The following is a 26,755-nucleotide window of genomic DNA, read 5'->3' as shown; positions in this document are numbered from 1 at the left end:
TGCGGATTGCGGCCTTGTGGTCGAGCCGGATTCCGGCCAACTGGCCGATATCGCCATCCAGTCAGCAGACTCTTATGAACAGCTAACCGGGAAAGATCCGGCGGTCGCGATGCTTTCATTTTCGACTGGTGGCAGCGCCGCACATGAACGCGTATCAAAAGTCATTCAGGCGACCAACACTGTGCGTGCAAGGAGACCGGATCTTTGTGTTGATGGGGAGCTGCAATTCGACACTGCATTTGTTGAAGCAATCAGTCATGCGAAATCACCCGGGTCTCCGCTCAAAGGTAATGCAAATGTCTTTGTGTTTCCCAATCTGGAGGCCGCCAATATAGGCTATAAAATTGCGCAGCGCATCGGCGGAGCACAAGCCATCGGCCCCGTTCTGCAAGGCCTCGCTAAACCCGCCAACGATCTCTCACGCGGATGTAGCGCCGATGACATTCTTCACATGATCGCAATTACCGTCAATCAGGCGGCGGCAGGCGGGCATAAGGTAAAGGCGTGAAAGCGTCAAATCGAAAATCATTCAAACCTGCCGCACTAGCGTCACGCAAGACCGCCACGCAGCACCGCTTGATTCAGCCCTTGATAGAGAGCTGGCTGGGGCAGCCGATTATCGGTTGCCCCAGCATCAAGATATTTGAAGACAAACCCGTTCTGCGATCGACCGCATTCATGCCCCGCAGAGATCAAGCAGGCAAAGTCAGACCAATAATGCGTCGCGAAATCTGTGGCTTGAGGATGAAGGTCATTTCATTAAGCCGGACACATCGCATCGAGAGGACTGGCTCTGCTTCGCCAAAAATTTGCTGGAAAGCCCAACGCGGGGCACAATTGCAGATCCCCACCCGATCGGCAATTGCCCGCTTACGATGGTAGCATTTCCGCATTGGCATCATCTTACACCAGTGCCATCCACCCACGATAGTTGAGCAGATAGGAGCGCGCGGGCTTGCCTGCGCACGGCTGCTGTCTCGCGGGGTTGCCTGCGCCAACCACTGCGCAGCTGAGCCCAGCTTGCAGCGATAATCGATCATAGGATAAACTTTATCTATAGTGATTCGCTTTTATCTATTTTTTAAACTTGCGAGTTCCTATCCTATTGAAAGGTTGAAAAGCGCGATGACAAACCGTTCTCAGCATGGCGAAACCTGCCTTTAACGGAAGATTCGGACCGAAATTTGCATCTGCAAGGAGCATTGCATGACCACAACCGCGATCAATCGCAACGAAACGGCGCCGGATTCAGATGTAGCCTCAATGGAGAGATCGATGCAGGAAGCAGGTTTTATCTATAATTTACCCTTCAACGATCTCCTCTTTCGCGCCCAGCAGGTGCATCGCGCGAACTTTGATCCCAATGCCATCCAACTGAGCCGGCTTCTGTCGATCAAGACGGGCGGCTGCGCTGAAGATTGCGGCTATTGCAGCCAGTCCGCGCATTATCCGACAGGTCTCAAGGCTTCAAAGCTGATGGCCGTTGAGCGCGTCCTTGCGCAAGCGCGTGAAGCCCGCGATGGCGGCGCGACACGCTATTGCATGGGGGCCGCATGGCGCGGCCCAAAGGATCGAGACATGGATGTTCTGGTCGCCATGGTCGAAGGCGTCAGGGCGCTTGGACTAGAAACCTGCATGACGCTCGGTATGCTGACACAGGAGCAGTCGGAGCAACTCGCTGATGCTGGACTTGATTACTACAATCACAATCTTGATACCTCCGAGCGCTATTATTCCCAGATCATCACCACCCGTAGGTTTGAAGACAGGCTGCAAACGCTCGAACATGTTCGCAACGCCGGGATCAAGGTTTGCGCCGGCGGCATTCTTGGCATGGGTGAAACGGTTGAAGACCGCATTTCGATGTTGGTGACATTGGCCAATCTGCCCTCACCGCCAGAAAGTGTGCCAATCAATAGGCTGATCCCGATCCCGGGGTCAAAACTCGCGCATGCCGAACCGATTGAGCCAGTCGATTTCGTGCGCATGATCGCACTGGCACGAATTTTGATGCCGCGCTCCTTTGTTCGGCTGTCGGCCGGACGCAGCGCTATGAGCGATGAGTTGCAGGCGCTCTGCTTCTTTGCCGGTGCCAATTCGATCTTTGTCGGCGAGACGCTGCTGACCGCAGACAATCCAGGCGAAGATCACGATAGCGCGCTGCTGCAACGGCTCGGATTAAAGCCCATGGAGCGGGAGGCAGCAGCGTGAGTTTTCCGGCGCTTGATCGCTACCAGACCGGACTTACCGGGCTCATGCGCCGGTCGCGGCTTCGTGTCCTGAGCCAGACGCGGGGCGTTGATTTCACCTCCAATGACTATCTCGGCCTTGCGTCAGCGCCACAGATCGCGGCGGCTATCGCAACAGCGATTGATCATGGGATCCCGCAAGGCGCTGCCGGCTCGCGGCTGTTGCGACGCAATCACTGTGTGCATGAGGCACTGGAAGCCGAAGCGGCAAGGTTTTTTGGCGCGGAAACCGCCCTTTATTTCAGCAATGGCTTCGCCGCAAATGTGGCGCTCTATTCCACTTTGCCGCAAAAGGACGATCTCATCGTCTATGATGCCTTGATCCATGCAAGCGTGCATGACGGCATTCTCGGCAGCCGTGCGCGCGCTGTGGCGGTGCCACACAATAATCTCGAGGCGGTCGAACAAGCCATTCGCTTTTGGCGGGAAGGCGGCGGCAAGGGGGCGCCATGGATCGCGGTTGAGAGCCTTTATTCCATGGATGGCGACCGTGCACCGCTTGCCGAACTGCTCGCGCTTGCAATCCGTCATGACGGTTTCCTCGTGGTCGACGAGGCACATGCCACTGGCGTTTTGGGCCGGAAGGACGGGGGCTCGCTTTCCCCTTAAAGGGTGCTGCCCACCTGATCACGCTGCATGGCTGCGGCAAGGCGCTCGGCGTCTGCGGCGCTCTTGTTTGCCTGCCTGCGACGCTGGCCGGCTATCTCGTCAACCACGCCCGCAGCTTCATCTACTCGACAGCGCCCTCTCCCTTGATTGCAGAGGGCGTTCGCGCCGCGCTGCGGATCGTAAGGGATGAGCCCGATCGCCGTGACAGACTGAAAGCCCTATGCCGTTATGCCGGCAACACATTGGCGTCGAGGCTCGGAATAACGCCCAGCTTTTCGCAGATTCAACCGGTGCTGATTGGTGACAATGCCCGGGCATCGCGGATCGCGGGCCTTATGCAGGAAGCGGGCTTCGACATTCGGGCGATCCTACCGCCAACGGTTGCGACTGGCACAGCACGCCTGCGGATCACCATCACGCTGAATGTTGATGCAGCGCAGATCGCCGCCATGACCGGGCGACTGGCATCAATTCTAAACGAGGTTACGACATGACCCCGCGTTACGTTGTGAGCGGCACCGATACCGGCATTGGCAAAACGGTTTTTTCCGCAGCGCTTGCCGGCGCACTGGGAGGCTCTTACTGGAAGGCGATCCAGTCGGGTCTGACTGAGGAGACGGATAGTGCTGCCGTGTTGCGACTGGGCGCTCTCAAGCAAGAACAGATCCTGCCGGAAGCTTATCGTCTTCAGACGCCCGTATCACCCCATCTTTCCGCAGGCCGCGACGGTATCGAGATCGATCCGGCTCGACTGGATCCGCCCCAGACGCATGGCCCACTGGTGATCGAAGGCGCAGGCGGAGTTCTTGTCCCGATCACCGAGGATGTGGTTTTTGCCGATATATTCGCGCACTGGCAGATTCCGGTCATCCTCTGCGCGCGGACCTCGCTTGGCACCATCAACCATACATTGCTGTCACTTCAGGCGCTGCGGCATCGCGGCATCCCGGTGGCTGGCATTGCCTTCATCGGCGAGGAGAACCGCGACACACAACGTGTGATCGCCAGGATGGGCTGCGTGGCTGAACTCGGTCGGTTGCCCTGGCTCCCTGACCTCAATGCCGCAGCGCTGCGGGCTGCATTCTCTGAAAATTTCGATCTGGCCCATTTGAGAGGAGGCCTTGTTTGATGCATTCGCTTGTATGGCACCCATTCACCCAGCATGCGCTTGAGCCACCAATGACACGGATTGCGTCTACCGATGGCTGCTATCTTGTCGATGAAACTGGCAGGAAAATCCTCGACGCCATTTCATCCTGGTGGGTGATCACCCATGGCCATCGACATCCGACGATCATGCAGGCAATCCGCGAGGCGACCGAATGCTATGACCAGATCATTTTTGCAGAGTTCTCGCATCAGGCAGCGGAACGGCTTGCCGAGGGACTGATCGCGGTGGCTCCTCCGGGGCTCGCGCATGTCTTTTATTCGGACAGTGGTTCGACCAGCGCTGAAGTTGCGATCAAGATGGCCCTTGGATATTTTCACAATCGGGGCGAGCCTCGTGATCGCATTGTCGTGATGGAAGCGGGCTATCACGGCGATACGATCGGCACGATGTCTGCGGGTGAGCGAGGCGTTTTCAACGCTGCCTATGAAGCGCTGCTGTTTGGTGTTGACCGGATTGCGTTTCCGGAAGCCGGATTGGAACAGCAGACGCTGGATCAGTTTGAGAAGCTCTGCCGCAGCGGGCGGGTGGCAACGCTTTTGATCGAGCCTCTGGTGCTTGGCGCCGGCGGCATGAGAATGTACGGACCCGCCACACTTGCCGGGTTGAAGACTATTGCCGAACGCTATCAATGTCTTTTCATAGCCGACGAGGTGATGACGGGTTGGGGACGAACGGGAACGATGTTTGCTTGTGAGCACGCCGGCATCACACCGGATATCCTCTGCACTTCGAAAGGTCTGACCGGCGGCGCTTTGCCGCTTGCCGTCACGCTTTGTGTGGGCAAGGTCTATGAGGCGCATCTGTCAGAGGATCGGCGCAAGACTTTCTTTCATTCCAGTTCCTATGCAGCCAATCCGATTGCCTGTATGGCGGGGGTCGCCAATCTCGCAGTCTGGCAGAACGAGCCGGTGCTCGAGCGCGTGCACGCGCTTGAAACCGCACAGCGGCTCAACCTGGCCCGCTTCGACAACGATCCGCGCTTTGCCAACATCCGTCAGTGCGGCACGCTTGCCGCGCTCGACCTTGTCGGGCAAGGAAACGGCTATCTTTCGCAAGCAGCCCCCCGAATGCGCCAATTGTTTCGCGATCGCGGAATCCTCATTCGTCCGCTTGGCAACGTCCTCTACCTGATGCCGCCCTATTGCATGAGTGATGCTGAGCTCAGTCTTGCCTATGACGCAGTGGATGAAGTTGCATCAATCGTCCTGGAGGATGCGCGATGAGCGCTGTCCGTTCATCTCGCATCATCGGATTTGGCCATGCCATACCGCACCAATGTGTCTTTAGTGCAGAAATCGAGCAAAGACTGGGCCTTGAAGCCGGCTGGATCGAGCGACGGACCGGTATTCGAAGCCGTTACTGGGCGGATGACGATGACACACTGACCGGGCTTGCGGAAGCGGCTGGTCGGATGGCGATCGATGATGCCGGAATCGGGCGACCGGAAATCGCGCTCACGCTGCTCGCGACCTCGACGCCAGATCATGTTCTTCCGCCCTCCGCGCCCTTGCTGAGCCACAGACTTGAACTTGAGAGATCGGGTGCGGTCGATCTGGCAGGCGCCTGCTCAGGCTTCCTCTATGCGCTGGCGCTTGCCGATGGTTTCGTCAGGCTTCATGGCCACTCTGTCCTGATCGTTGCAGCAAACATTCTTAGTCGCCGCATCAATCTCAATGATCGCAACACCTCAGCCCTGTTTGCTGATGCGGCCGGTGCGGTGGTGCTGGCGCCCGATGATGATCCGCAGCGCGGAGTTCTTTCACTCGATCTTGTATCGGATGGGAGCGGCTATGATCTAATCAAGATTTCGGCGGGCGGTAGCAACCGACCCTATTCGAGCGAAATTGATGCGGAAGCGTTTCTGATGACAATGCGAGATGGTCGCGAAGTCTTTGCGCGGGCTTCAGCTTTGATGACCGGAACCGCACGGCAGGCCTTGCGCCGCGCGGAGATGAGCGTGGATCGTGTTGATCGGTTCATTCCGCATCAGGCCAATGCACGACTGTTTAACACTGTTTGCAACGATCTCGGCATCCCCCGCCACAAAATGTTGCAGACGATCCGCGACTACGGCAATTCGTCGGCTGCCACGATCCCGCTCTCGCTCTCCCTTGCGCGCCGGGAGCGTGACTTTTCCCCAGGCGAAATCCTTCTTTTGACCGCAGCTGGCGCAGGTTTGGCAGGCGGATCGGTTGTGCTGCGGATCTAGCTTTATCTGCTTGCTGATTGGCATTCTGTATAGCCAGCACAGGACAATTTGCGAAGGCTTACTGGTCACGCTTCCTGAAAGAGGAGCCGTCATCCTCCGCTGCAGCGATTTCCACTTGTGCGGTCATTCCGGCAACGAGCATAACCGCGGCAGGAACCCGATCAATATGAATTCGAACAGGGATGCGCTGCGCGAGGCGCACCCAGGAGAAAGTCGCCGCAACATTGGGAAGTCCAAGATGGCCGGGCGCACCATTATCGTCTTCAATACCCCGGCCAATGCTCTCGACATGGCCTGTCACCGGCTGATCGAACCCCATGAGTTTGATACGTGCGGGGCGACCGATATGGATCCGCCTCAATCTGGTTTCCTCGAAATAGCCGGTAATCCAGAAGCTCGCTCTATCAATGATCGCTATCTTGGTCTCGCCGGCCTTGGCGTATTCGCCGTCGCGCAAGCGCAGGTTCGTCACATAACCCTCGACAGGAGATCGGATCATGGTCCGCGCGAGATTGAGTTTCGCAAGTTCGAGGGCCGCCTTGGCACCTTGATAGGCTGCGGCTGCCTGCGCCGCCTCCCCCGCCGCCTGCTCGATGACCTCGCGTGAGGCGATGTCGCCCAGTCTGCTTCGTCTTCTGGCAGCCGCCTGCCTTATCAGCATATCCTGACGCCTGGCCTCAGCCTCCGCTTCTGCATTGATGACCGCGAGACGAAAACGCTCGGGGTCGATAGCATAGAGGATGTCACCGCGATGGACATATTGATTGTCGTGTACGGACACCGAATGGATTGTGCCTGAAACTTCCGGCGCGATCTGCACAACATCGACGCTGACGCGAGCGTTGCGCGTCCAGGCCATGCTTTCGTATCGCTGCCAGAGATGGAAAGCGACCAAAGCAGCAAGGGCAACGACGCAGAGTGTGATAAGATAACGGCTGAACAGGGATAGGAGGGATGTCATGAAAAGGAACCGGAAGTGGTTAAGACCTGCAAGAGCAGAGCATAGATGAAGATGAAAACTGCAAGTTCGATGAGTGGACGATGGGCGAGCGCACGCAACAGACCGATCGTAGCCAGCAACTGAACAATGCCTATGGTGACGACAAGCGCGGCAATCGCCAGGACCAGGAGGCCGGGATAAAAGACACCGTCACTGTTGAAATCGGTGATCATGATCGCCTGGCCTCCATCCTCAATCCAATCCCGAGGGCGAAGCGAAGATCAATGAGGTGGTCGATGAGCGGGGCCTGTTTTTCATCGCCGGGCTCGGCATTTGCCGCCATCAGCGTGTCGATCTGCCCTTCCAGATCAAAGGCTTGCCTGCAGTCGCAACGATGCCTGCCATCGAAATATCGAGCGATCTCCGACAGGAGCGCGGTGATCGCGGCGGCGGTTTCCCCCTGCAATTCTGCCCGCGCTTGGACGATCTGCATCACGGCATGACCAACGCGAAGATGATGCAGCGTGTCGTCGAGCACATCGGTATAGGAATTCTTTGCCCCTTGAACACGCGGCAACAGCAAAGCGGTCCGGTCGATCATCAAGCCGGTCCAGTTCGATGCAGAGTTATTTCGGGCATCTGGTTTCTGGCGCAAGGCCCTGCGACGGACATCCCGGCGGCTTATCTGAAGCAGCCGCTTGATGGCATGGTCGGCAGTGACCGTTTGAAACAGTGTCATGCTGATCACTGCAAAGCCTGTGGCAGCAAACACTGCAAGCACCGCATTGAGCGACTGGGCAAAGTCGGCGTCATAGATTGGGTTGAGGCCTCCGAGGATCGGAATGGTCAGGGTGATCCCCAGTGCCATGAAAGTGGTGGGTGGACGCGCCTGCAGTGAGCCGGCAAGCAGAAATGCAGGCGCAAGCACGGCCATCAGCGTGCTGAAATCGGCGACCTGCGGCAAGACAACGAAACTATAAAGAAGACTGATGGCAACCCCATAGACCAAGCCTTTAATATATCGAATGAGGAAGGGCGTCGGTGCATCGAAATTTCCAAACAAGGTGCAGCATACCCCAACAATGGAAAGGGCCATGCCGCCTTCCGACCATGCAGACCAGATCCAGAAAGCGCAACCGATCAGAATAGCCGTCATCGCTCCGATGGCGGCCCGTGCTGCCATCCACCGGTCGCGATGATAGGCGTATCCTGTAGCAAGGTGCGGCCCGTGAAGGTGAGAAAGGCGACCAGCGCCCATGAGATTGTGCTGGAGCCCATTGCAATCCGACAGCAGTGTAACCAGTTCAGCCAGATGACCAGCGAGATTGGCGACGATCCGCCGATCAGACAACGCAGGTCCATATTCTGCGCATGGCTTCAGCGATGACGCCTTTTCGATCAAGCCGCGCGCTGGATCATGCTGATTGGATAGAGCCGGTGCCTCTATCCATCCCGCGATCTCCTGCAGCAGATCAGCCAGCTCAGCCGCTATGGGTTCATCATCATCCTTCAAGGCATGAAGCCGGTCTGCAATATCGGCGCAAAGCGGGAGCAGGCGCGCCAGGCGATCGTGCAAGACCCGCAATTTCTTTCGCTCCAGCCTGAAAGGTGCGGCATCGTAAGGGAGATGCGCCGCCAGTCCTTGCAGGACAAGAAGATCGACGGCAAGCCACTTGCTGTCGCGAGAAATGTCTGTTGCCGCCTTGCCGCCAAGCGTGTCGACCGCCAGCTGCCGCGCATCTTTTACTGTCGTCTTGAGCTTAGCCGTCAACTGCTCACCGGAACTTATGGGCAAGATGAAGCGGTGCAGGAGAACGGCGCAGAGAATGCCAATAGAAATCTCCTGCACACGCATCAAGGCCACATCAAATATCGTCCCGGGATCGAGCAGGCCGGGAAATCCGATGAGGCTCGCCGTATAGCCGGCGAGCACAAAGGCGTAGGAACGGGGCGTCCTGTCGAGAAGCGACAGATAGAGGCAAAATCCGATCCAGCAGGCGAGAACGATGCTGCACAGGATCGGGTCATCGACGAAATTGGGAATAATCAGAACAGTGGCGATCGCCCCGACCATCGTTCCAACCAGACGATAAAGGCCGCGGCTAAGCGATGCGCCGGCAGACGCTTGCGAGACGATATAGACGGTGACGATGGCCCAGGATGGTTTGGAAAGCCCGATGCGCAGCGATAGGTAATAGGCGAGCATTGCAGCAGCAAAACTCTTGATCGAAAAGACCAGCGCTTTTGCGTCTGCCTTGATGGCGGGGGAGCGGAGGCAGCCCGCAACCATCGACCGCCACGAGGCGCCGATGCCTAAAGAGCGTTTGTAAAAATGAGGAACTGCGTTCATGCCGGCAATATCGCTGCATTGCAAAGCTAAATAAATTCGTTATCCTGACAAAAAATATCTCAATCCTGCCAATGATGGATCGCTTGCAGCCCGCCAATCTTTCCTATGACCCTGATCTCAGTGATCTGCCAGCGCTTGCGCGGGAACTCGACTTTTGTGACTACCAGGCGGAAGTCCCGATCCATAGCCATCGCAAAGGCCAGCTGATTATTGCGCTGCATGGCGCGGTTACCTGCACCACAAACAAAGAAATATGGATCGTGCCTCCCAATTGCGGGGTCTGGATACCGGGTCGGATACCCCATAGTGCGAAGGCGACAGCGAATGCCAGGCTGAATTATCTGTTTGTCGAGCCTGATGCAGCCGTTCTGCCAAAACAATGCTGCACCGTTTCCATTTCTCCCATGATCCGGGAAATGGTGCATCGGCTGGCACAGGAGCATGCGGATTATCGTTGGGATAGCCATGCTGCCCGAATTGCGCGTGTGGTGCTTGATGAATTGGCAATGATGCCACGCGAACATTTCAACCTACCGGTTTCCAGCCATGCCAAGATCAAAACGATTGCGGCCGCCCTGACCATCAATCCTGCAGATCGCAGCACGCTGGGTGAATGGGCGAAACGAGTCGCCATGAGCGAGCGATCACTGGCGCGTCTGATGCTTGTGGAAACAGGACTGACATTCGGCCGATGGCGCCAGCAGTTGCATCTGGTTTTAGCGCTTCGGCAATTGGCAAGTGGTGCAAGCGTCCAGGCTGTTGCCGGCGAACTCGGTTATGAATCGGTCAATGCCTTCATAACGATGTTCAAGAAGGCGCTTGGGACGACACCGGCACAATATTTCGTGCAGCATTACGCCAAATCTACCCGCTTAAAACACGCTGTGTCCAAATAGTTGTTTGACCAAGCATCTCATTAAGCACGGAGGCTGCTGCCGGTCTGACGGGCTCGGCCCGCGCCAGATTGATCATCATGCCGAAGGCGTTTTTGGCGTCTTTCGCTGCCATGGCTTTCAAGAGGCAAATCACCCAAAAGAGCCATTTTGGCTATCGTGCCTAAAGGATGGCTGCACCGCAAGCGACAATGGCTGTTATACCCATTTGCGTGTAAAATATAATTATACGCACTCGCGTATATTTCTCCTGTATGATGCGCGTCTGTTTTTGGAAATTCCGAGTTGAGATTTGAATGACCGAAGTAAGACGCGAAGCAGTCCGGCAGCTAAGACGTCCTCGTCAGTTATTCCGTAGACGCAACGCCGGGCCCGAAGGCAGCCACTTGAGCCAAAAATGAAGACAGGATTGAGCCCAGCATCTTAGTCGCGTCATAGGGCAGCCCGTGGCCAATATTAGCAACGTGTTTATGGCGGAACAAAAAGTTGAGACCCTGCAACTCTCGCGCCACTTCGCGCGAGACGATGCCACGCTCAGCTGTCACAAGGAGTGTCGGCGCGTTGATTGCCCGCGCCACTTCGCGCCAATCCGGGTTTGGTGGAGTGAGAATATCACAGGCATTGATACTGGTCTGGAGTTGAGCGTCGACAAGATAACGGATCATTTCTACCGAACGGTTTGGACTTTTCTGGCGCGCTCTGTTGATTAGGCTATCTCTCGGCCGTTTGAGCAACTGCTGATGTTCTTCTCCAACACCACTTTCGTAGACTTCACGCTGCATCTCCGCGCCAAGGAAGGTTGGATCTATGAGAACAACGGCCCTCACCGACGAACCAAGCTCGGCAGCAGCGAGCGCAGCCGTCATGCCGCCCATTGAATGGCCGATCAAGATCGGCCGATCTAGCTTCAAATATTTGATGAGTTCGATAACATCTCTTGCATGGTCCGTATATCGGTAGCCTGTCACAGGCGAGCTCGTTCCACCATGGCCGCGGGCATCGGGAAGGACCACATCAAAATCCGCCAATGCTCGTGCCATCGGCAAGAGGCAGGCACCGTTTCCAAAAAGTCCATGCAAACCGACCAGGGAAGGTTTATGCCCCCCTGATCGCCAATAGCGGACTGTCAGCCGGCTGGTTTGGCAGGCGCCTCGTTGCCAGTCGATTTGTTCATCCGTATTGCGCATTCAATGACGTTGGCACGATTCGCGTGCGGTGGTCGACGGCAGTGTTCCTTGCGGCTAACTCCATCGTGATGCCAACTGCATTCGATTGTCAGCATCCATCCCTTCGAGAACCTTGACAGGTCTGAGAGCTGAAGACTGCTCTGACATGTAGAAAGCTGTGCGGATGTCCGAGATGAAAGCGCAAAGCCGCTTGGCCGAATCTCCCTCGCCTACGTCATGAACCGTTCATTCATGCGCCAGTAGCATTTCATGATAGGCCCAGAACTCGTGGATAAACCGTTGAGCCAGGCTGTTGTCAGGGCGGTTGCTCCGACGAATGATAAGAAACCCTGCATCAACAAAGCTGTTAAATGGCCGCGTCACCACACCGCGCCCGCGAAAATCGGTTGCAGAGGACGGGTCAATGATTGTGATACCGGCGCCTTCTGCCACAAGTGTCAGCGCCGTGTGTGACAGGCGGGTTTCAATGGTGGCCGATCGCGGGATGCGCGCAAGCGCAACTTCAACGCGCATAGCAAAAAGCGATCCCGGTTCAAGTGTGATCATCCGTTCATTGGCGAGATCCTGAGGAGAAACTTCCCTATAGTCTGCCAGTCGGTGTCCCTCCGGGACCGCAACCACTGCCGGTATAGCACGCGTTTCGATATCGAACCCGGGTCTGTCCAGCGGGCCGTCTGCAAAGCCGATATCGGCCTGCCCTGACGCAACCGACTCCACCACCAACGCGGAAGAAATGCCGTTTAGGGAAGCATGAATATTGGGACGGGGTTTGAGAAAGCGTGCAAGGAAGCGCGGCATGATCCCATTGGCGAGTGCAGGCATGGCCGCGATACGCAACATGCCTGCATTCTGACGACTAATTTCGTCGGCGAAACTCCTGATTCGATTGAGCCCGACATAGGCCCTTTCCACTTCCTGCAACAGCGTCATGGCGGCCTGTGTGGGGATCAACTGGTTTCCGCGACGGTTAAAGAGCTTGAGTTTGGTATCGATCTCAAAGTCGCGGATCAGGCGGCTCACGGCGGGCTGCGTGATCGACATCAGTTCCGCTGCAGCTGTCATTTTTCCGGTCAACATGACTGCTCGGAACGCTTCGACCTGACGCAGGTTCATGTTTCACCATAATATTTGGTTATGCTCTAGGCTTCATTTCGAATTTGACTGTATTGAGGCCCACTGTCAAACCTTTCTCATAATCGTACCGTCGCGATGAAAGCAGCGGACATAAAAATGGGAACAATGCAATTGAGTGCGGTCAGCGCCTATCTGGAAATAATAGGCTTCTCTCAGGATGGTTGGGGTCACGACATGCTCCGGGCCGCTGGGATGACGCTCGCGGTAGCATTCTGCGGTTTCGCGGCTGGCACAGTGTTTGGCATGTTTGCCGCGGCTGCGTCTTTTTCCTCTCAGCGTATTCTCAGGATTGCGGCGGATGGGTATTCGACCGTGCTTCGCGGGATACCGGACCTACTGATTATTTACCTGTTCTATTTTGGCAGCAGCACTCTGTTAAGCCAGCTCGGTACGTTCTTTGGTGGACAAGGTTTCGTCAGCGCACCCGTTTTCGTCACCGGCGCACTGGCCATCGGCGTGGTATCCGGCGCTTATCAGGCCGAAGTTTATCGCGGCGCAGTGCTTGCACTCCCCAAAGGCGAAATCGAAGCTGCCAAAGCCTATGGCATGCCGCCGCGTCTGCTGTTTCGTCGCATAATGGTTCCGCAGGCGGCGCGCTTTGCCATTCCGGGCATCGGCAATGTGTGGCAGCTCGTCTTGAAGGAATCCGCACTGATCTCGGTGGTCGGACTGGTTGAACTGATGCGTCAGGCGCAAATCGGCGCTGGATCAACCCGCAAGCCATTTACCTTCTTTCTGACCGCCGGGCTGCTTTATCTCGTGATCACATTCGCATCGGGCCTGTTGTTCAGAAACGCCGAAAAGCGCGCAATGCGCGGCATTCGGAGGGCAAATTGAGCATTCTCGACCTTCCGTTCATGTTCGACAGTTTCGTCCAGCTCTGTCGCGGTATCCCGCTGACGCTGCAACTCATGGCGTTTTCCGTTGTCAGTGGCGCAGTGCTGGCCACCCTACTGGCTACGATGCGCCTGTCGGGCAATCTGATCCTGGACCTTATTGCGCGCGGTTACATCTTCGTGCTGCGTGGCACTCCGCTGTTGGTCCAGCTCTACATCATCTATTACGGTCTCAGCCAGTTTCCCGAACTGCGCAGGAGCTTTCTCTGGCCGTTTCTACGCGATCCCTATTGGTGCGCGGTGCTGGCTCTGGCGCTCAATACAGCTGCCTATAGCGCCGAAATCATCCGTGGTGGCGTTCTGTCGGTCGCGGCAGGGCAGATCGAAGCGGCGCGCGCTTATGGCATGAGCGGCTTCACACTTGTCCGCCGCATTCTTGCACCGCAGGCTCTGCGGCAGATGCTACCCGCCTATTCGAATGAAGTTATCTTGATGGTGAAGTCCACGGCGCTGGCATCAACCATCACAATGATGGAAGTGACCGGGCTGGCGGCCAAGCTGATTTCTGCCACCTACCGGCCGGTCGAAGTCTTCATCTGCGCGGGCGCGATCTATCTCCTCTTGAATTTCGTGGTCACCAGAATCTTCAAGCTGGTGGAATACCGCCTTTCCGCCGCCCAGCGCCAGCCTGACATCGTGCCTGCCGGAGGAAACGCATAATGCAACATTTCGAAACGCCTGCTGTCGAAATCAAAAGCCTCGAAAAATGCTACGGCGCGCACAGGGTTCTGCATTCCGTGTCCTTGCAGGCCCATCAGGGTGAAGTCATCTCCATTCTGGGAGCGTCAGGATCTGGCAAGTCCACACTGCTGCGCTGCATCAATATGCTGGAAGTGCCGGACGCGGGCAGCGTGGCTATTCACGGAGAGACCTATAAGCTCGATCAGCAGCCAGGACGTGCGCCTCGTCCCACTGACACACAACAGGTTCAACGGCTGCGTGGTCAGGCGACGATGGTGTTCCAGTCGTTCAATCTGTGGTCGCACCTGACCATCCTCGATAATCTGATCGAAGCGCCTGTGCATGTGCAGAAGCGAAATCGCTCGGAGTGCCTTGCAGAAGCTGAAGCACTGCTGGAGCGGGTCGGCATAGCGGATAAGCGCAATTTCTACCCTGCGCATCTTTCCGGCGGCCAACAGCAACGCGCAGCAATTGCTCGCGCGCTGGCGATGCGTCCGAAGATCATGCTGTTCGACGAGCCGACCTCTGCACTCGACCCCGAACTGGTGGCCGAAGTGTTAAAGGTCATGCGCGATCTGGCGGCAGAGGGGCGCACCATGCTGGTTGTAACCCACGAGATGGGCTTCGCCCGCGATGTTTCCAGCCGTGTCGTGTTTCTACGCCAGGGTGTGATTGAAGAAGAAGGAACGCCCGACGAGGTCTTTGCCAACCCCAAAAGCGATCGGTTCCGGCAATTCATTTCCAAACAAAACATATGAAACTGATCAATCAGTTCTTTAACAGAGGTGAACATATGAAACTGAAAATCGTCCTTTCCGTCCTCGGCGTTCTCGCCGTTGCCCCGACAGCGCATGCCGAAGATGTCGTCCGCATCGCGACTGAAGGTGCCTATGCGCCGTGGAATTTTTCTGGCCCCAACGGCGTGCTGGAAGGCTTCGAGATCGATCTCGCCAAAGACCTTTGCGAGCGCTTGAAAGTGAAATGCGAAATCACCGCACAGAACTGGGACGGCATCATTCCCTCGCTGACCGCCGGCAAGTACGACGCCATCATGGCGGGCATGAGCATCACGCCGAAGCGTGAGGAGGTGATCGCGTTTTCGTCGCCTTATGCGGCAGCCATCAATTCCTTTGCAGTTATGGGTGATAGCGACCTCGCCGATCTGCCGGAAGGCGGCAAGCCGCTGAATGTAGATTCTGAGGCGGCCAAGCCTGTGCTCGAAGAAATCGCCAAGAAAATCAATGGCAAGACCGTCGGCGTTCAGGGTTCAACAACCGCTTCGGCCTTCATGGAGCAATATTTCAAGAATGGCACGAATGTCCGTGAGTATAAAACCGCAGAGGAACACAATTTCGACCTGACCAGCGGTCGTGTGGATGCGGTTGTCGCCAATGCCACAGTTCTTGCTGTGGCTCTCGAAAAGGACGACTTGAAGGGTGCCAAGCTAGCCGGCCCGCTTTTTTCCGGTAAGGTCTTCGGCATGATCGGCGTCGGCCTGCGCAAGGACGATACCGCCCTGAAGGGTCGCTTCGATACAGCAATTCAGGCAGCGATCGCCGACGGCACGGTGAAAAAGCTTTCCGAGAAGTGGTTTAAAGTGGACGTGAGCCCACAAAACTGAGCCGACGCAATCGGGCCTGACCGCCGTCAGGCCCTTCCCTGACGACACTGTGACAGCAGATTGAATTTACGAATGCGCAGATTGCCGGATCAGAACATAGTCATTATCGGAGCGGGACTGGTTGGCGCTACCCTCGCCTGGGGCCTCGCCCGATCCGGTCTGCAACCAATGCTTCTCGACGGAGAAGACCTGTCCATGCGCGCATCCCGCGCCAACTTCGCACTCATCTGGGTACAGGGCAAAGGCGTAGGCGCACCACACTATGCCCGTTGGACCATGCAATCTGCGCGCCTGTGGCCTACATTTGCAGAGGAGTTGCGAGATGTCACCGGACTTGATGTAGCGCTCAAACAGACCGGCGCTTTCACTTTTTGCCTCACCGAGCGTGAGCTTGAAATGTTTGCCGAAGACGTTGCGACAGTCGCGCGCGAACTTGGCAATGACGCCCCGGAACACGTCGTGCTCGACCATCGGGAAACGGCCAGAATGCTGCCGGCACTCGGGGGGGATGTGATCGGTTCGATCTATTCGCCGATGGACGGCGATGTAAATTCGTTGCGCCTGTTTCGCGCCTTGCATATCGGCATGATCAAACTCGGCGCTGGCTATCAACCGCATTGTGAAGTCTCTTCCATCACCCCGCGGGGTGGCGGCTTTCTTTTAAGCGGTTTATGGGGCGAGGTCTTTACCGAGCGCGTCATTCTGGCTGCGGGTAACGGCAATGCAGAGCTCGCCGAGAGTGTCGGTCTTAAAGCGCCGGTCTTGCGCAGCAAAGGCCAAATTCTTGTAACGGAGAAATGCGCACCTTTCTTCCCCTACACCGCGGCCACGCTGCGGCAAGCGGATGAAGGCGGTGTGATGATCGGCGACAGTCAGGAAACTCACACGGATCGGATCGCCACCAATCAGGATATCAGCGCGGTTCTGGCCAACAGGGCAGTCCGGACATTCCCGCATCTTTCCAAGGTCAATGTCATTCGCAGTTGGGCGGGCTTTCGGGTCAAGACACCGGACGGCCTGCCGATTTACGAACAATCCGAAAGCCACCCCGGTGCTTACGCCGTCATGTGCCATTCCGGCGTCACGCTTGCAGCCAATCACGCGCTGATCGTGGCGCAGGAAATAGCAACCGATGTCAAAGAGCTTGCTGGTGATGTGTTCTCCGGCCGGAGGTTCCATGTCTCCTAATATGTTCCTGAAAACTGAGACGCCAGAAGAAACCGTGACGATCACATTCGATGCGCGCACCTTAACGGTGCCTTCTCATGTAACTGTCGCCGCAGCGTTGCTTGGAGAGGGCATCATCCGGCTCAGAAACAGCGTTGTTGGTGATCAGCCGCGCGCGCCCTATTGCCTGATGGGTATCTGCTTTGAATGTCTGGTCACCATTGATGGTGTTCAGAACCGTCAGGCATGCATGACGCCTGTGGCCAATGGAATGATCATTTCTTCCCAGACCGGTGCGCGCCAGGTGGAACCATGATGCCAATGCTCAAGAGAATTTCCACTCTTCATGCGCTCGACGCTTTTTACGACCTCGCCATTGTCGGTGCGGGACCGGCCGGCATGTCGGCAGCCACAGAGGCAAGCGCCGCTGGCGCTAACGTGGTTGTGTTCGACGAAAACCCTGCAGCCGGCGGACAGATTTACCGTGGCATTGAACACAATACCACTGCCCGAAGGCCGTTTCTCGGGACTGACTACTGGAGAGGCAAAGAACTCCTGAACTCATTCATCACCAGCGGTGTCAGCTATGTGCCGCAGGCGCTCGTCTGGAGTGTGGAACCACAGGATAGCGACAGCTCCAACAGTGTCGATCTGCGCGTATCGGTCGGTGGCAAGAGTGGGATTGTTAAAGCGCGTCGCGTCATCTTCGCAACTGGCGCCATGGAGCGTCCGATGCCTTTGAGGGGCTGGACCTTGCCGGGCGTTATGAGCATTGGCGCAGCACAGATAGCGTTGAAGGCCTCCGGCCTTCTGCCCACCGGAAATGTGGTTTTAGCGGGAACAGGCCCGCTGCTCTATATGTTCGCCGCGCAGCTTTTGCAGGCCGGTGGCAAGGTGTCAGCATTGCTCGATACGACACCCGGAGCAAATTATACCAAGGCCAGCTCGCGGCTGATCTCGTTCCTCTTCTCGCCCTATGCCTTAAAAGGTCTTTCACTTCTTCTGAAGGTGCGCAAGTCGGTGCCGGTCTATTCGGGCGTGACCGATATTGCTATTGAAGGAAAAGGCGAAGCAGAAGCGATCTGCTTTTTCGCGAAAGGCAAGACACACAGGCTTAGTGTCGATAGCGTCTTCCTGCATCAGGGTGTGATCCCCAACAACAATCTCGCCAATGCTTCGGGCTGTGCCCTGGTTTGGAACGACGGCCAGAAATGCTTTCAACCGCAGCTCGCCAGCAACGGGCGTTCGTCTGTTGCGACCATCTACATTGCGGGTGACGGCAGTGGCATCGGCGGTGCATTGGTTGCTGAGCAGAGCGGGCGGATTGCGGCGCTTGCGGCCTGTCAGGATATCTTTCCGGAACTCGCAACGTCGTTGGCGTCAAAAATCGCAAAGCTGCAGGGGCAAGTGCGACGCGTCGAACGCGGTCGATCCTTTATCGATGCGCTTTATCTGCCTTCACAGGCATTTCGCGCACCGGCGGACAGAGACACGATTGTCTGCCGGTGCGAAGAAGTGACAGCAGGTGCAATTCGCGACGCGGCGGCCTGCAAGATCGCCGGCCCCAACCAGCTTAAAACCATGTTCCGCTGCGGCATGGGACCCTGTCAGGGTCGCATGTGCAGTTCCACCGTCACGGACATTCTGGCCGAGGTACAAGACCGTGCACCTCAAACAGTCGGCTTCTATCGCCTGCGCGCGCCGGTGAAACCGGTGCCGCTCGGCGAAATCGCAGCACTCCCCCAAACCCCCGATGCTGTTTTCGCCGTGAATGGCGAGCAGCCGGAAAATTCCCCAACCATCTGAAAGGATTAAACTATGGCTGAGCGTTTCATTCAGACGCCGATCATGCATCGCGTCGTTGAACACAACGGCATTGTCTATGTCGGAGGAACCACCTGTGATGATGAAAGCCTTGATATGGCCGGCCAGACCCGTGAGATCCTCACCAAGCTCGACAGTTATCTGGCACAGGCAGGCACGGACAAGAACAAGCTTCTGGCAGCCACCATCTTCGTAACAGACCTCAATAGGAAGCCTGAAATGGATAAGGTCTGGAAGCAGTGGATTGATCCTTCGCTGCTGCCAACCCGTGCAACGGTTGGCGTTGCTGATTTGGGTGGGGATACGCTGATCGAAATCGTGGTTTCCGCTTACAAATAACCGGCTTTGAAAACGACGTTGAGTTCTTGAAAGCAACAGCCGCCGACTGTCATGGAGCTGGCGGCTGTTCTCCAACCAAGTGCTATATCCTCAAGAGACCGTTGTTATCAGCCGGCTTTCATACGTTCACTGTCAGAATTTATGTGCACGTTCCTAAGAGCCGAACCGAAAATTAAGTTGAGCGATTTCAGTAGTTTATGATTCTCTTTGGTTTACCAAGACTACGGAGGATCACATGGCCTGGACTGAAGCCGCCCGGCGAGACTATGCCAGACGTGGCTTGCGCTATGCAAGCGATTGTACCGACGATGAGTGGGCAGTTGTTGCGCCGCTTTTGCAGCCGATGGGTAAAGTCGGCCGTCCGCGCGAGCATGATCCACGCATATTGTGGAACGCAATCCAATACATCGCGACAATCGGCTGCCAATGGGCGCAATTACCGAAGGAATTCCCGCCGTTTACGACGGTGCAGTACCATTTCTACCGGATGCGCGACAACGGCTTGCTTGATCTTATCAATGAAATGCTGGTTGCGGTGACACGGCTGGCGGAAGGCCGCAAGGCGGAGCCGACAGCCGCTATTATCGATAGCCAGTCGGTCAAGACGACGGAATCTGGCAGTCCACGAGGCTATGATGCTGGCAAAAAGATCAAAGGGCGCAAGCGCCATATCGTGACCGATATGACGGGCAATATGCTGGAAGGCATCGTGCATGCTGCCGACGTTCAGGACCGGGACGGTGCACTCGATCTGATCAATCGCACCTGTGACAACTATCCGGCTGTGAAGAAACTCTTTGCCGATGGCGGATATGCTGGCGAAAAGCTAACAACTGCTGTGGCACATATCGAAGCGCTGGCAATTGAAATCGTCAAGCGCTCCGATCAGGTCAGGGGCTTTGTAGTTTTGCCCAAACGGTGGATCGTCGAGCGAACCTTCGCCTGGCTCAATCGCTGCCGCCGTCTGGCAAAAGACTGGGAGGCCTCAGTTGCATCCGCAGAGGCATGGATGTTCATCTCGTCAATCAGGCGAATGACACGGCGTATCGCAAGGCTCGAATTTTGAGTCGGGCACTAAGAGAATATCGAAATATTCCCGCATCAAACCGCTCCCTTCAAATCCTCTGATCTTGATTATGATTTCTAAATAACTCTCATCATCAACCTTCATCAAATATATAGATCATCGTCATTGATTTCACCGTAACAAAGCTTCTCCTCACTGTTTCCAGTGCTTGCAAATCCCGCATCCTCAAAAGCGACACCTGAGGTTTCCGAGGGACATTTGAACATCCAGACCCTTTTAAAGGTAAGGGACATGGCAATCACCGTCATAGTCCACAAGGTTATGGGACCAAACAACCCTTGGTTCGTTGCAACTTCTATTTGCGTTCGAGGATACGCGCCTTTGCGGCCATTCTCATGTTTGCTGCAACCACGACTTTGACGAGCGTTTAAATGCCCCATGCATGCCTATGCCGGGGCCTCAGGTCGGTCATCGAAAATGCAGACTGCGGTCGCAGGCAGGCACCGCTTGCCTGAGGCAGCGTCTGAGCTTTTGATCCCAACCAGGAAAACTGGATCACAACGCCGCCTGATCGTAAGTGCGTCGGTGCGCCTTAATGACATCCAGATTGTCGCGGATCCAGAAGTTGGATCCTTCCAGGGCGTGCAAGGCTCCGCGGCCGATATCCGTCAACTCATACTCAACACGTGGTGGTATTTGAGGGAAATAGTGGCGTGTAATGATACGGTTACGTTCGAGATTGCGCAGTGTGAGTGTCAGCATGCGCTGGGTGATATCATTGATCTCTTCCCAGACGTCAATGATGGCGTGACCCCCGGTCATGCCTCATTCTCGCTTCTTGCTACGATCCGCGCGCATGACGGGCCGACCAACTCCCAAACTCGTTCAATGATCGATTCCAGCGAAACAGCGTCTAGTTCGAGCGATGCGGCGTAAGCACGCCATTGCCGCTGCTTCCCTTCGTCGCCAAACATCTCGACCGACAGGCCTGGTGGGCGTTCCTTTGGGATCGGCGTCCGGCAGCGTTCAAACGTCGCGCGGATGGCCGCATCCAGATCGTCAGCGGGAATGTCGATCGCGCGCGATATCGCCCACAGGTCGTAATAGTCTTTCATACGCCCGTTGAGAACACCAAGCGCCAGCATCGCCTGGAATTTCTCGGCGATCACCGTTGCAGGCGGATAGGAACGAACCTGCGGAACGGGAAAATCTAGCAGGGTTTGGATAGTCGAGCCGCTGCGTCGCATCGGCCATAGCGTCTCCGAAGCCGATATCGATTGTGATGGGGATGCGGGTCCTTTCGAGATCGGCTGCAGTCTTGAGACGAAAGCCGCCATATTCCATTTCTTCCCGAATGACTGTTGCAGCGAGCGCATCGATGTCGAAGGCGAGTCCGTCGCCGCTCTCAATCGCCATGATCTCCCGGAAGTCGGCGATCAGGCGTGCAGGGTCTGCGTCCCCCTGTCCAAGAAAGTCCGCATCCCGCGTCACCCGATTATCGTCGGCCACCAACATGCCGCCTTTCAGGACAAAGCAGTCCCGATGCGCTGAGATTGACAGGCGATACAGCAGCCGTTCGAGCGCGAACCGCACCAGCAAGACGTCGAAGGCCCGACTTTCTTTGCGGGCGATATTGAGCAGCCGATCCTTGATCGACTTCGCCGTGTTCGCTGGTGCTTTAGCCACTGAAGGTGAGCGCCTCAAGATAGGGTTGCATGACCTTCCAGGCGCCACCGGCCTTCGCGGCCTGGGCGATTGCGGTTGGAGTTGCCTTGCGTTGCTGGAGAGCAGCACGCAGGCCTTCGACAGCAACCGATCGGTCCACCAGTTTGGGGTTTCTGAAAAGGTCAGCAAGTGTTTTCGGGATCGAATAGACCTGAACGTCTATGCCGGCGATTACTTGATGTTCGATGCCCTGTCGCAGATAGGGGTCCGTGAAGCGGACCATACGCAGCGGGGGATAGGACTGCACGGGTGCCCAATCGCTCGTCCCGATCGCTATCCAGACGCGCCGCGGCATCTGGTCGGTCAGTCCGTGGAAGGTGAGCGCCGACACCAGAGCGATCACTCCTTTGGGCGCACGCATGATGGCTTCAGCAAGGATCTGGTTCTCTTGGACTTCCGCGTCACGCTTCTGATAAACGCCGCGCGAGATACGCTCGATTTCACCGCACTCGACGGCGCGCGCAATCGTTTGTGCGCTGATGCCAGCCTCGCGCAGTTCATGCGCATGCACCATGCTGCGCGCAGCGAGGAGGCTTCTGAGCTTTGCTTTTTGCGAGTCTTGCGCCGAGAGCATGTTACAAATCCTCTAATGGTTCGCAATCTTATCAGAGGTTTTGTCACACATCATACCGGCATTCGCGGATAATAACGGCCATTCTCCAGCGAACTCAGATTATCTGCCGGAATGTCTTTCCGATTCATTCGCCGCCAGCAGCGAAAGTCGAGAATTGCCTCGGCCCGGCATGAATGAAACGCAACTGGCCCGCCGACGTTCGGTTTTCGCGGAGTGTGACGCTGACGACGAAAACGCCGTCAGAGGGCAGCCCGTTAGGGTCCACAATGTCCCCCGATCCCGCTTTCCTCTGTTTGGGTCTTCTGCCTTCTCAGCTTTGTCTCGAATGAGCGGCCCCGACCGAAGGGACACCCTCACGCATCTTCAACCTTCCAGACGCTTTCTCACGGCATCGCTATAGTCCCATGATGCGTCGCGCGGACCTCACCGGAGGGTGTTCATCCGCCAAACGCTGAGGCGAGCTTTGTATCAAGCTCCGCCCTCTCCTTAGCTGCCTGTAAAATTCCCCACGTCCGAAACCTCCCTCTGCCCGACATCTCCCTGAGGCCGAGATCCAAAACAAACCGCTACGCCGCCTGAAGCGCCACCTGCAGCGTGTTGGCCACCATGCCGGCCGGCACCAACGGCTTCGCCATGACGAGTTCTTTAGCTCCGGCAGTTTTGAAGAAGTTCGTCTCCCCGCTAATTTACGCTCGAAGAGCGTACCGCACCTATTCGCAAATTGATTTGGATGAGCGTCGCAGAATAGCACGCTGGCGCACTGCAAAGCTTTCCGCTGACGTTATTGCTGAGAAGCTTGGAAGGCATCGCTCGACGATTTTTCGTGAACTGGAACGCAATCAGTTTAACGATGATGAGATTAAGGATTTAAATGGCTATTACTTTACGATTGCTGACGAGAAATGCCGCGAGCGGCGTTCGAAGCAACGCAAGCTCATCCGGTATGATGAGCTATGGAAGTCCGTGATCGATCACCTTAGTGATGGCTGGTCGCCGGAACAGATCTGCGGGCGACTGATTAGCCATGGTCTGAGCGCAATACGTCTGTGTGCAGAAACAATCTATCGTTTCATCTATTCAAAGGAAGAATACGCGCTGAAGCTGTATGAACACCTCGCTGAGATGCGAACAAAACGCTGCCCGCGCGGTACCAGACGATCAGGCGGTTCCCGCATTCCAGAAGCATTTCGTATTCATCAACGTCCTGATTTTATTGGCAATCGTCTGCAATTCGGTAACTGGGGAGGTGATTTGATTATCTTTGAACGTGACCTTGGGGAAGCCAATGTCATGACGCTTGTTGAACGCAATAGCCGTTATTGCGTCATCATTAAAAACAGCAGTCGGCACTCAAAGCCTATCATGAACAAAATCATTCAGACCTTCGGCGCAGTGCCTTATCACGCACGCCGCAGTTTTACCTTTGATCGTGGTTCCGAGTTTATGGCTTATCAGGCTTTGGAAGATGGAATGGGGGCAAGAAGCTGGTTTTGTGATCCCAATTCACCCTAGCAAAAAGGCGCTATTGAGAACATCAACAAGCGCATCCGACGGTATTTACCCAGCAACACGGATCTGACGCAGGTCAGCCAGGCGCAGTTGACTGCCTTCGCCCATAATCTCAATGCAACGCCGCGCAAGTGTCTTGGATTTAAGACACCAGCCGAGGTCTTTGCTACACTTTTGCAGGAAGCAGCATAATCAGATAGCTTTACCACGGGCATGATGCAGTTGGGATAGCTTTTCCAGATTTTACTGCGCAGCTTATTGATGTCGGCAAGCAGTGTCCGCTCAGCTGAGGTGAAAATCAAGCTGTCCATGCAGAGTGTGCCGACATAATGGTAGCTGACCTGTCGTTCATGAAGCTGGCCGAGATAGTGTCGCAGCCTTTTCACCGCCTTGTAATTATAGGCACGGCCATCAGCGACAGCGAAATCAAACCGATCTCTGACGGCGCGTTCGGTACTTATGGCTGCGATGCGTCATAGGGCGGACAGCTCTCGCTTTGCACCTGATGATTTTGGAATTTGTGTTTTGTGAGGCAGATTTAGCGTGGATGATCGTAGCGTTTTGGCGTACTGGATCGTAGTTTTGGCCTACTGTAGGATAGCGTAGCGTCAGATTTGGTTGCTCGGGCTCGCAACCATCTTTCTTTGCGAACACCACAGCTATCCTATGCTCTACTGAAATCTCTTCCTACCAGCCATCACGGCGGACTATTTCAGGTCTGGGAAGCGGCATACCCCAACCGTTGCTGATGTGCATGAATTTTTAATGAAAATACTTGCACAATCCGCGCCATGCCCTATTTTGAGGGTAGGTATGAAAAACATGACCAAATTGGACGAACTGAAACAACATCTTGTCCCGGGCAAGGTTTATCGCAGAGCAGACCTGACGCGATGGACCACCTCGGTGGATCGGGACCTTCGGAAGTTGCTGGATGCCGGTGAGCTGAGAAAGCTCTCCGGCGGCGTCTACATGCGCCCGAAAACCACCAGCTTTGGGCACGCGCCAGCCAGTGACCGCGACCTCGTGGAAGCGTTTCTGAAGGACAAGCGGTTTCTGCTGCTGACGCCAAATACCTATAATGCCCTCGGCGTCGGTGCCACACAGCTTTATAACGAAGCCGTTGTGTATAACAAGAAGCGCCATGGCCGCTTCAAGCTTGGAAGTCGGGTTTATGATTTCCGGATGAAGCCCGAGTTTCCAGCAATCGCAACCAAAGAGTTCTTGGTGGTCGACTTGGTCAACAATCTCAAACGGCTTGCCGAGGACGAAACCCAGGTGCTGGAACGCGTGAGGAGGACAGCGAAACAGCTCGATCACCATGCCCTGCGACAGGCCGCCGAAGGCTATGGCGGCGTGCGGGCGAAGAAGTTCTTCAGAGACGTCCTCGCTGACTTGGAAGCTGCAGATGGGTGATTATCTGCACCGGCACCCGGAGTTCGCAGACTTGCTCCGCATCGTCGGCGAAGAGATGGGTATTCTGCCTGCCCTGGTGGAAAAGGACTACTGGATCATGCATTGCCTCTTCGGCCTGAAGCTGGCGGGGTATTCCTTCGAGCTGAAAGGCGGCACATCGCTTTCCAAGGGCTTCGGAATTATCGACCGCTTCTCCGAAGACATCGATCTTCGGATAAATCCGCCCGAGGGAATGGCTGTCGCCGTCGGCCGCAATCAGGACAAGCCGAAACAAATTGAAAGCCGGCAGAATTTCTATGACAGGCTGGCGGAAGAAATCTCGATCGACGGAATAATAAGTGTCGAGCGGGATCATGTCTTCGATGACGAGAAGTTTCGAAGCGGCGGCATCCGCCTGCATTATCCCACGGCAACCTCAGATGAAACGGACCTGAAGGAAGGCGTCCTCCTGGAGCTCGGATTCGACGATGTCACACCGAACCGGCCGGTCGACATCAGTTCATGGGCCTACGAATTTGCCTTCGACAAGGTGGACATTGCCGACAATCGCGCGCTTGGCATCGTTTGTTACCATCCCGGCTACACGCTGGTGGAAAAACTTCAGACGATCTCCACGAAATTCCGCAAGCAGCGCGAAACAGGAGAGTTTCCCGCGAACTTCCTGCGTCACTACTACGATGTCTATGCGCTTCTCGGAAATACCGAGGTTCTCGAGTTTTTGGGCAGCGACAGCTACTTCGCTCACAAGAAAAAGCGGTTCCGGTCTGAGGAGAGGGATCTGACGGTCAATCCGGCCTTCAACGTCACCGACGAAGCCGTCTCCGCTGAATATCAGGCAGCCTATCGCAGCACGAGGTCCCTCTATTATCGAGAGCGCCCCACCTTCGAGAAAATCATTGAGCGCATAAGAGAATTCGCGACAAAGCTTTAAATAAGCACCATTGCTCTTGATGGGATTCGAACCACGGATTCGACCATAGAGCGCCCTAATCTGTTGATAATGTGTAACTTAGGATCAACGGTAATATTCTTAGGGGAATTTACTCACTTCCTTCTCCGCGGTTCACGCTCTCTTCGCGTAGAAAACTCGCTTTGGAAACGTTTCTCTGCGAGAACTCAAGCGTATACTCGCTCATGCCCGAAGAATTCATAAAATAGATAAAATCAATTTGATTTGCTTTAGGTTTGGGATTTGGTTGCGGGGGCAGGATTTGAACCTGCGGCCTTCAGGTTA

The 26,755-nt window shown here is 55.8% G+C and carries 26 protein-coding genes and 3 pseudogenes; 19 read left to right on the top strand and 10 right to left on the bottom strand.

Translation table 11 applies throughout. The features are described 5' to 3' along the window. The 6 genes and pseudogenes from CEV34_RS16140 to CEV34_RS16110 all read left to right on the top strand — a co-directional run. A partial coding sequence (locus CEV34_RS16140) for a phosphate acyltransferase (protein WP_268877852.1) occupies positions 1–508 on the top strand: 508 nt, incomplete at its 5' end. Positions 509–1,263: 755 nt separating this feature from the next. After that, the gene (bioB, locus tag CEV34_RS16130) at positions 1,264–2,211 is read left to right on the top strand and encodes a biotin synthase BioB (RefSeq protein ID WP_235819090.1); all 948 of its coding nucleotides are present in this window, start codon (positions 1,264–1,266) and stop codon (positions 2,209–2,211) included. Beyond that, a pseudogene (locus CEV34_RS16125) lies at positions 2,208–3,352 on the top strand (8-amino-7-oxononanoate synthase). The gene bioB and the pseudogene CEV34_RS16125 overlap by 4 nt, the downstream one beginning before the upstream one ends. Beyond that, complete coding sequence (gene bioD / locus CEV34_RS16120) at positions 3,349–3,987, top strand: dethiobiotin synthase (RefSeq protein WP_094544003.1); 639 nt, start codon at positions 3,349–3,351, stop codon at positions 3,985–3,987. Before CEV34_RS16125 ends, bioD begins: the two are co-directional and overlap by 4 nt. Continuing rightward, entirely contained in the window at positions 3,984–5,252 is a 1,269-nt protein-coding gene (locus CEV34_RS16115) for an adenosylmethionine--8-amino-7-oxononanoate transaminase (protein WP_094544002.1), read from the top strand. Before bioD ends, CEV34_RS16115 begins: the two co-directional genes overlap by 4 nt. Then, complete coding sequence (locus tag CEV34_RS16110; RefSeq protein WP_094544001.1) at positions 5,249–6,238, top strand: beta-ketoacyl-ACP synthase III; 990 nt, start codon at positions 5,249–5,251, stop codon at positions 6,236–6,238. The genes CEV34_RS16115 and CEV34_RS16110 overlap by 4 nt, the downstream gene beginning before the upstream one ends. Positions 6,239–6,296: 58 nt before the next feature. On the opposite strand, the gene CEV34_RS16105 is transcribed toward CEV34_RS16110, so the two are convergent. Genes CEV34_RS16105 through CEV34_RS16095 form a run of 3 tightly spaced genes read right to left on the bottom strand, consistent with a single transcriptional unit; the run spans position 6,297 to position 9,528 of the window. Continuing rightward, a complete protein-coding gene (locus CEV34_RS16105; protein WP_094544000.1) occupies positions 6,297–7,199 on the bottom strand; it encodes an efflux RND transporter periplasmic adaptor subunit in 903 nt (300 codons plus the stop codon). Next, positions 7,196–7,411: a DUF1656 domain-containing protein gene (locus CEV34_RS16100; RefSeq protein ID WP_094543999.1), complete on the bottom strand. Its 216-nt coding sequence runs from the start codon at positions 7,409–7,411 to the stop codon at positions 7,196–7,198. The genes CEV34_RS16105 and CEV34_RS16100 overlap by 4 nt, the downstream gene beginning before the upstream one ends. Further along, complete coding sequence (locus CEV34_RS16095; RefSeq protein ID WP_235819089.1) at positions 7,408–9,528, bottom strand: FUSC family protein; 2,121 nt, start codon at positions 9,526–9,528, stop codon at positions 7,408–7,410. The genes CEV34_RS16100 and CEV34_RS16095 overlap by 4 nt, the downstream gene beginning before the upstream one ends. A 71-nt stretch (positions 9,529–9,599) precedes the next feature. Between CEV34_RS16095 and CEV34_RS16090 the strand changes: the two genes are divergently transcribed. Beyond that, positions 9,600–10,424 (top strand): AraC family transcriptional regulator, encoded by an 825-nt coding sequence (locus tag CEV34_RS16090; protein WP_179253559.1) that lies wholly within the window; start codon positions 9,600–9,602, stop codon positions 10,422–10,424. Between the two features lie 344 nt (positions 10,425–10,768). Here the strand turns inward: CEV34_RS16090 and CEV34_RS16085 are convergent, their stop codons facing one another. After that, the gene (locus CEV34_RS16085) at positions 10,769–11,608 is read right to left on the bottom strand and encodes an alpha/beta fold hydrolase (RefSeq protein WP_268877851.1); all 840 of its coding nucleotides are present in this window, start codon (positions 11,606–11,608) and stop codon (positions 10,769–10,771) included. Between the two features lie 225 nt (positions 11,609–11,833). Further along, positions 11,834–12,721, bottom strand: a complete 888-nt coding sequence (locus CEV34_RS16080; RefSeq protein WP_094543997.1) for a LysR substrate-binding domain-containing protein — start codon at positions 12,719–12,721, stop codon at positions 11,834–11,836. A gap of 117 nt (positions 12,722–12,838) precedes the next feature. Between CEV34_RS16080 and CEV34_RS16075 the strand changes: the two genes are divergently transcribed. The 9 genes from CEV34_RS16075 (at position 12,839) to CEV34_RS16035 (ending at position 20,336) form a co-directional block, all read left to right on the top strand. Continuing rightward, on the top strand, positions 12,839–13,579 hold the full coding sequence (locus CEV34_RS16075; protein ID WP_374891848.1) for an ABC transporter permease: 741 nt from the start codon (positions 12,839–12,841) through the stop codon (positions 13,577–13,579). Further along, a complete protein-coding gene (locus CEV34_RS16070; RefSeq protein ID WP_094543996.1) occupies positions 13,576–14,298 on the top strand; it encodes an ABC transporter permease in 723 nt (240 codons plus the stop codon). Before CEV34_RS16075 ends, CEV34_RS16070 begins: the two co-directional genes overlap by 4 nt. After that, positions 14,298–15,077 (top strand): ABC transporter ATP-binding protein, encoded by a 780-nt coding sequence (locus CEV34_RS16065; protein ID WP_094543995.1) that lies wholly within the window; start codon positions 14,298–14,300, stop codon positions 15,075–15,077. The genes CEV34_RS16070 and CEV34_RS16065 overlap by 1 nt, the downstream gene beginning before the upstream one ends. 35 nt (positions 15,078–15,112) lie before the next feature. Continuing rightward, the gene (locus tag CEV34_RS16060; RefSeq protein ID WP_094544006.1) at positions 15,113–15,940 is read left to right on the top strand and encodes a lysine/arginine/ornithine ABC transporter substrate-binding protein; all 828 of its coding nucleotides are present in this window, start codon (positions 15,113–15,115) and stop codon (positions 15,938–15,940) included. A 72-nt stretch (positions 15,941–16,012) separates the two neighbouring features. Then, on the top strand, positions 16,013–17,128 hold the full coding sequence (locus CEV34_RS16055) for an NAD(P)/FAD-dependent oxidoreductase (protein WP_094543994.1): 1,116 nt from the start codon (positions 16,013–16,015) through the stop codon (positions 17,126–17,128). Between the two features lies 1 nt (position 17,129). Beyond that, a complete protein-coding gene (locus CEV34_RS16050; protein ID WP_039861051.1) occupies positions 17,130–17,423 on the top strand; it encodes a (2Fe-2S)-binding protein in 294 nt (97 codons plus the stop codon). Further along, the gene (locus tag CEV34_RS16045) at positions 17,420–18,913 is read left to right on the top strand and encodes an FAD/NAD(P)-dependent oxidoreductase (RefSeq protein WP_094543993.1); all 1,494 of its coding nucleotides are present in this window, start codon (positions 17,420–17,422) and stop codon (positions 18,911–18,913) included. The genes CEV34_RS16050 and CEV34_RS16045 overlap by 4 nt, the downstream gene beginning before the upstream one ends. Before the next feature lie 12 nt (positions 18,914–18,925). After that, positions 18,926–19,270 carry a RidA family protein gene (locus tag CEV34_RS16040; protein ID WP_094543992.1) on the top strand — a complete coding sequence of 115 codons (345 nt, stop codon included), beginning with the start codon at positions 18,926–18,928 and terminating at the stop codon, positions 19,268–19,270. Positions 19,271–19,505: 235 nt separating this feature from the next. Next, positions 19,506–20,336: an IS5 family transposase gene (locus CEV34_RS16035; RefSeq protein WP_094543991.1), complete on the top strand. Its 831-nt coding sequence runs from the start codon at positions 19,506–19,508 to the stop codon at positions 20,334–20,336. 516 nt (positions 20,337–20,852) lie between these two features. Here the strand turns inward: CEV34_RS16035 and CEV34_RS16025 are convergent. The 5 genes and pseudogenes from CEV34_RS16025 to CEV34_RS16010 all read right to left on the bottom strand — a co-directional run. Continuing rightward, complete coding sequence (locus CEV34_RS16025; RefSeq protein WP_007880498.1) at positions 20,853–21,119, bottom strand: winged helix-turn-helix transcriptional regulator; 267 nt, start codon at positions 21,117–21,119, stop codon at positions 20,853–20,855. Then, complete coding sequence (locus CEV34_RS27645; RefSeq protein WP_328589886.1) at positions 21,116–21,466, bottom strand: nucleotidyl transferase AbiEii/AbiGii toxin family protein; 351 nt, start codon at positions 21,464–21,466, stop codon at positions 21,116–21,118. Before CEV34_RS27645 ends, CEV34_RS16025 begins: the two co-directional genes overlap by 4 nt. After that, a complete protein-coding gene (locus tag CEV34_RS27640; protein WP_328588262.1) occupies positions 21,357–21,983 on the bottom strand; it encodes a nucleotidyl transferase AbiEii/AbiGii toxin family protein in 627 nt (208 codons plus the stop codon). The genes CEV34_RS27645 and CEV34_RS27640 overlap by 110 nt, the downstream gene beginning before the upstream one ends. Beyond that, a complete protein-coding gene (locus tag CEV34_RS16015; RefSeq protein ID WP_094543989.1) occupies positions 21,976–22,596 on the bottom strand; it encodes a type IV toxin-antitoxin system AbiEi family antitoxin domain-containing protein in 621 nt (206 codons plus the stop codon). The genes CEV34_RS27640 and CEV34_RS16015 overlap by 8 nt, the downstream gene beginning before the upstream one ends. A gap of 497 nt (positions 22,597–23,093) precedes the next feature. After that, positions 23,094–23,299: pseudogene (locus CEV34_RS16010) on the bottom strand (helix-turn-helix domain-containing protein); the annotation flags it as partial. Here CEV34_RS16010 and CEV34_RS16005 point away from each other — a divergent pair. The 3 genes and pseudogenes from CEV34_RS16005 to CEV34_RS15995 all read left to right on the top strand — a co-directional run bounded on the left by CEV34_RS16005 (position 23,281) and on the right by CEV34_RS15995 (position 26,452). Next, a pseudogene (locus CEV34_RS16005) lies at positions 23,281–24,297 on the top strand (IS30 family transposase). The pseudogenes CEV34_RS16010 and CEV34_RS16005 sit on opposite strands and share 19 nt — an antisense overlap. 621 nt (positions 24,298–24,918) lie before the next feature. Next, positions 24,919–25,521, top strand: a complete 603-nt coding sequence (locus CEV34_RS16000) for a hypothetical protein (RefSeq protein ID WP_007880509.1) — start codon at positions 24,919–24,921, stop codon at positions 25,519–25,521. Beyond that, positions 25,514–26,452: a nucleotidyl transferase AbiEii/AbiGii toxin family protein gene (locus CEV34_RS15995; protein ID WP_007880511.1), complete on the top strand. Its 939-nt coding sequence runs from the start codon at positions 25,514–25,516 to the stop codon at positions 26,450–26,452. The genes CEV34_RS16000 and CEV34_RS15995 overlap by 8 nt, the downstream gene beginning before the upstream one ends. The last annotated feature ends 303 nt before the right edge of the window (positions 26,453–26,755 follow it).

It is taken from the genome of Brucella pseudogrignonensis (genome assembly GCF_002252525.1).
Classification (GTDB): Bacteria; Pseudomonadota; Alphaproteobacteria; order Rhizobiales; family Rhizobiaceae; genus Brucella; species Brucella pseudogrignonensis.
Note: the sequence above shows the minus strand (reverse complement) of the source record. Positions and strands in the feature narration are given on the sequence as shown.

Excerpts from the sequence above, each read along its gene's own strand:
- bioB (WP_235819090.1), top strand. The coding sequence starts at position 1,264 with ATGGAGAGATCGATGCAGGAAGCAGGTTTTATCTATAATTTACCCTTC.
- bioD (WP_094544003.1), top strand. The coding sequence starts at position 3,349 with ATGACCCCGCGTTACGTTGTGAGCGGCACCGATACCGGCATTGGCAAA.
- CEV34_RS16110 (WP_094544001.1), top strand. The coding sequence starts at position 5,249 with ATGAGCGCTGTCCGTTCATCTCGCATCATCGGATTTGGCCATGCCATA.
- CEV34_RS16105 (WP_094544000.1), bottom strand. The coding sequence starts at position 7,199 with ATGACATCCCTCCTATCCCTGTTCAGCCGTTATCTTATCACACTCTGC.
- CEV34_RS16100 (WP_094543999.1), bottom strand. The coding sequence starts at position 7,411 with ATGATCACCGATTTCAACAGTGACGGTGTCTTTTATCCCGGCCTCCTG.
- CEV34_RS16095 (WP_235819089.1), bottom strand. The coding sequence starts at position 9,528 with ATGAACGCAGTTCCTCATTTTTACAAACGCTCTTTAGGCATCGGCGCC.
- CEV34_RS16090 (WP_179253559.1), top strand. The coding sequence starts at position 9,600 with ATGATGGATCGCTTGCAGCCCGCCAATCTTTCCTATGACCCTGATCTC.
- CEV34_RS16085 (WP_268877851.1), bottom strand. The coding sequence starts at position 11,608 with ATGCGCAATACGGATGAACAAATCGACTGGCAACGAGGCGCCTGCCAA.
- CEV34_RS16080 (WP_094543997.1), bottom strand. The coding sequence starts at position 12,721 with ATGAACCTGCGTCAGGTCGAAGCGTTCCGAGCAGTCATGTTGACCGGA.
- CEV34_RS16075 (WP_374891848.1), top strand. The coding sequence starts at position 12,839 with ATGGGAACAATGCAATTGAGTGCGGTCAGCGCCTATCTGGAAATAATA.
- CEV34_RS16065 (WP_094543995.1), top strand. The coding sequence starts at position 14,298 with ATGCAACATTTCGAAACGCCTGCTGTCGAAATCAAAAGCCTCGAAAAA.
- CEV34_RS16060 (WP_094544006.1), top strand. The coding sequence starts at position 15,113 with ATGAAACTGAAAATCGTCCTTTCCGTCCTCGGCGTTCTCGCCGTTGCC.
- CEV34_RS16055 (WP_094543994.1), top strand. The coding sequence starts at position 16,013 with ATGCGCAGATTGCCGGATCAGAACATAGTCATTATCGGAGCGGGACTG.
- CEV34_RS16050 (WP_039861051.1), top strand. The coding sequence starts at position 17,130 with ATGTTCCTGAAAACTGAGACGCCAGAAGAAACCGTGACGATCACATTC.
- CEV34_RS16045 (WP_094543993.1), top strand. The coding sequence starts at position 17,420 with ATGATGCCAATGCTCAAGAGAATTTCCACTCTTCATGCGCTCGACGCT.
- CEV34_RS16040 (WP_094543992.1), top strand. The coding sequence starts at position 18,926 with ATGGCTGAGCGTTTCATTCAGACGCCGATCATGCATCGCGTCGTTGAA.
- CEV34_RS16035 (WP_094543991.1), top strand. The coding sequence starts at position 19,506 with ATGGCCTGGACTGAAGCCGCCCGGCGAGACTATGCCAGACGTGGCTTG.
- CEV34_RS16025 (WP_007880498.1), bottom strand. The coding sequence starts at position 21,119 with ATGACCGGGGGTCACGCCATCATTGACGTCTGGGAAGAGATCAATGAT.
- CEV34_RS16015 (WP_094543989.1), bottom strand. The coding sequence starts at position 22,596 with ATGCTCTCGGCGCAAGACTCGCAAAAAGCAAAGCTCAGAAGCCTCCTC.
- CEV34_RS16000 (WP_007880509.1), top strand. The coding sequence starts at position 24,919 with ATGAAAAACATGACCAAATTGGACGAACTGAAACAACATCTTGTCCCG.
- CEV34_RS15995 (WP_007880511.1), top strand. The coding sequence starts at position 25,514 with ATGGGTGATTATCTGCACCGGCACCCGGAGTTCGCAGACTTGCTCCGC.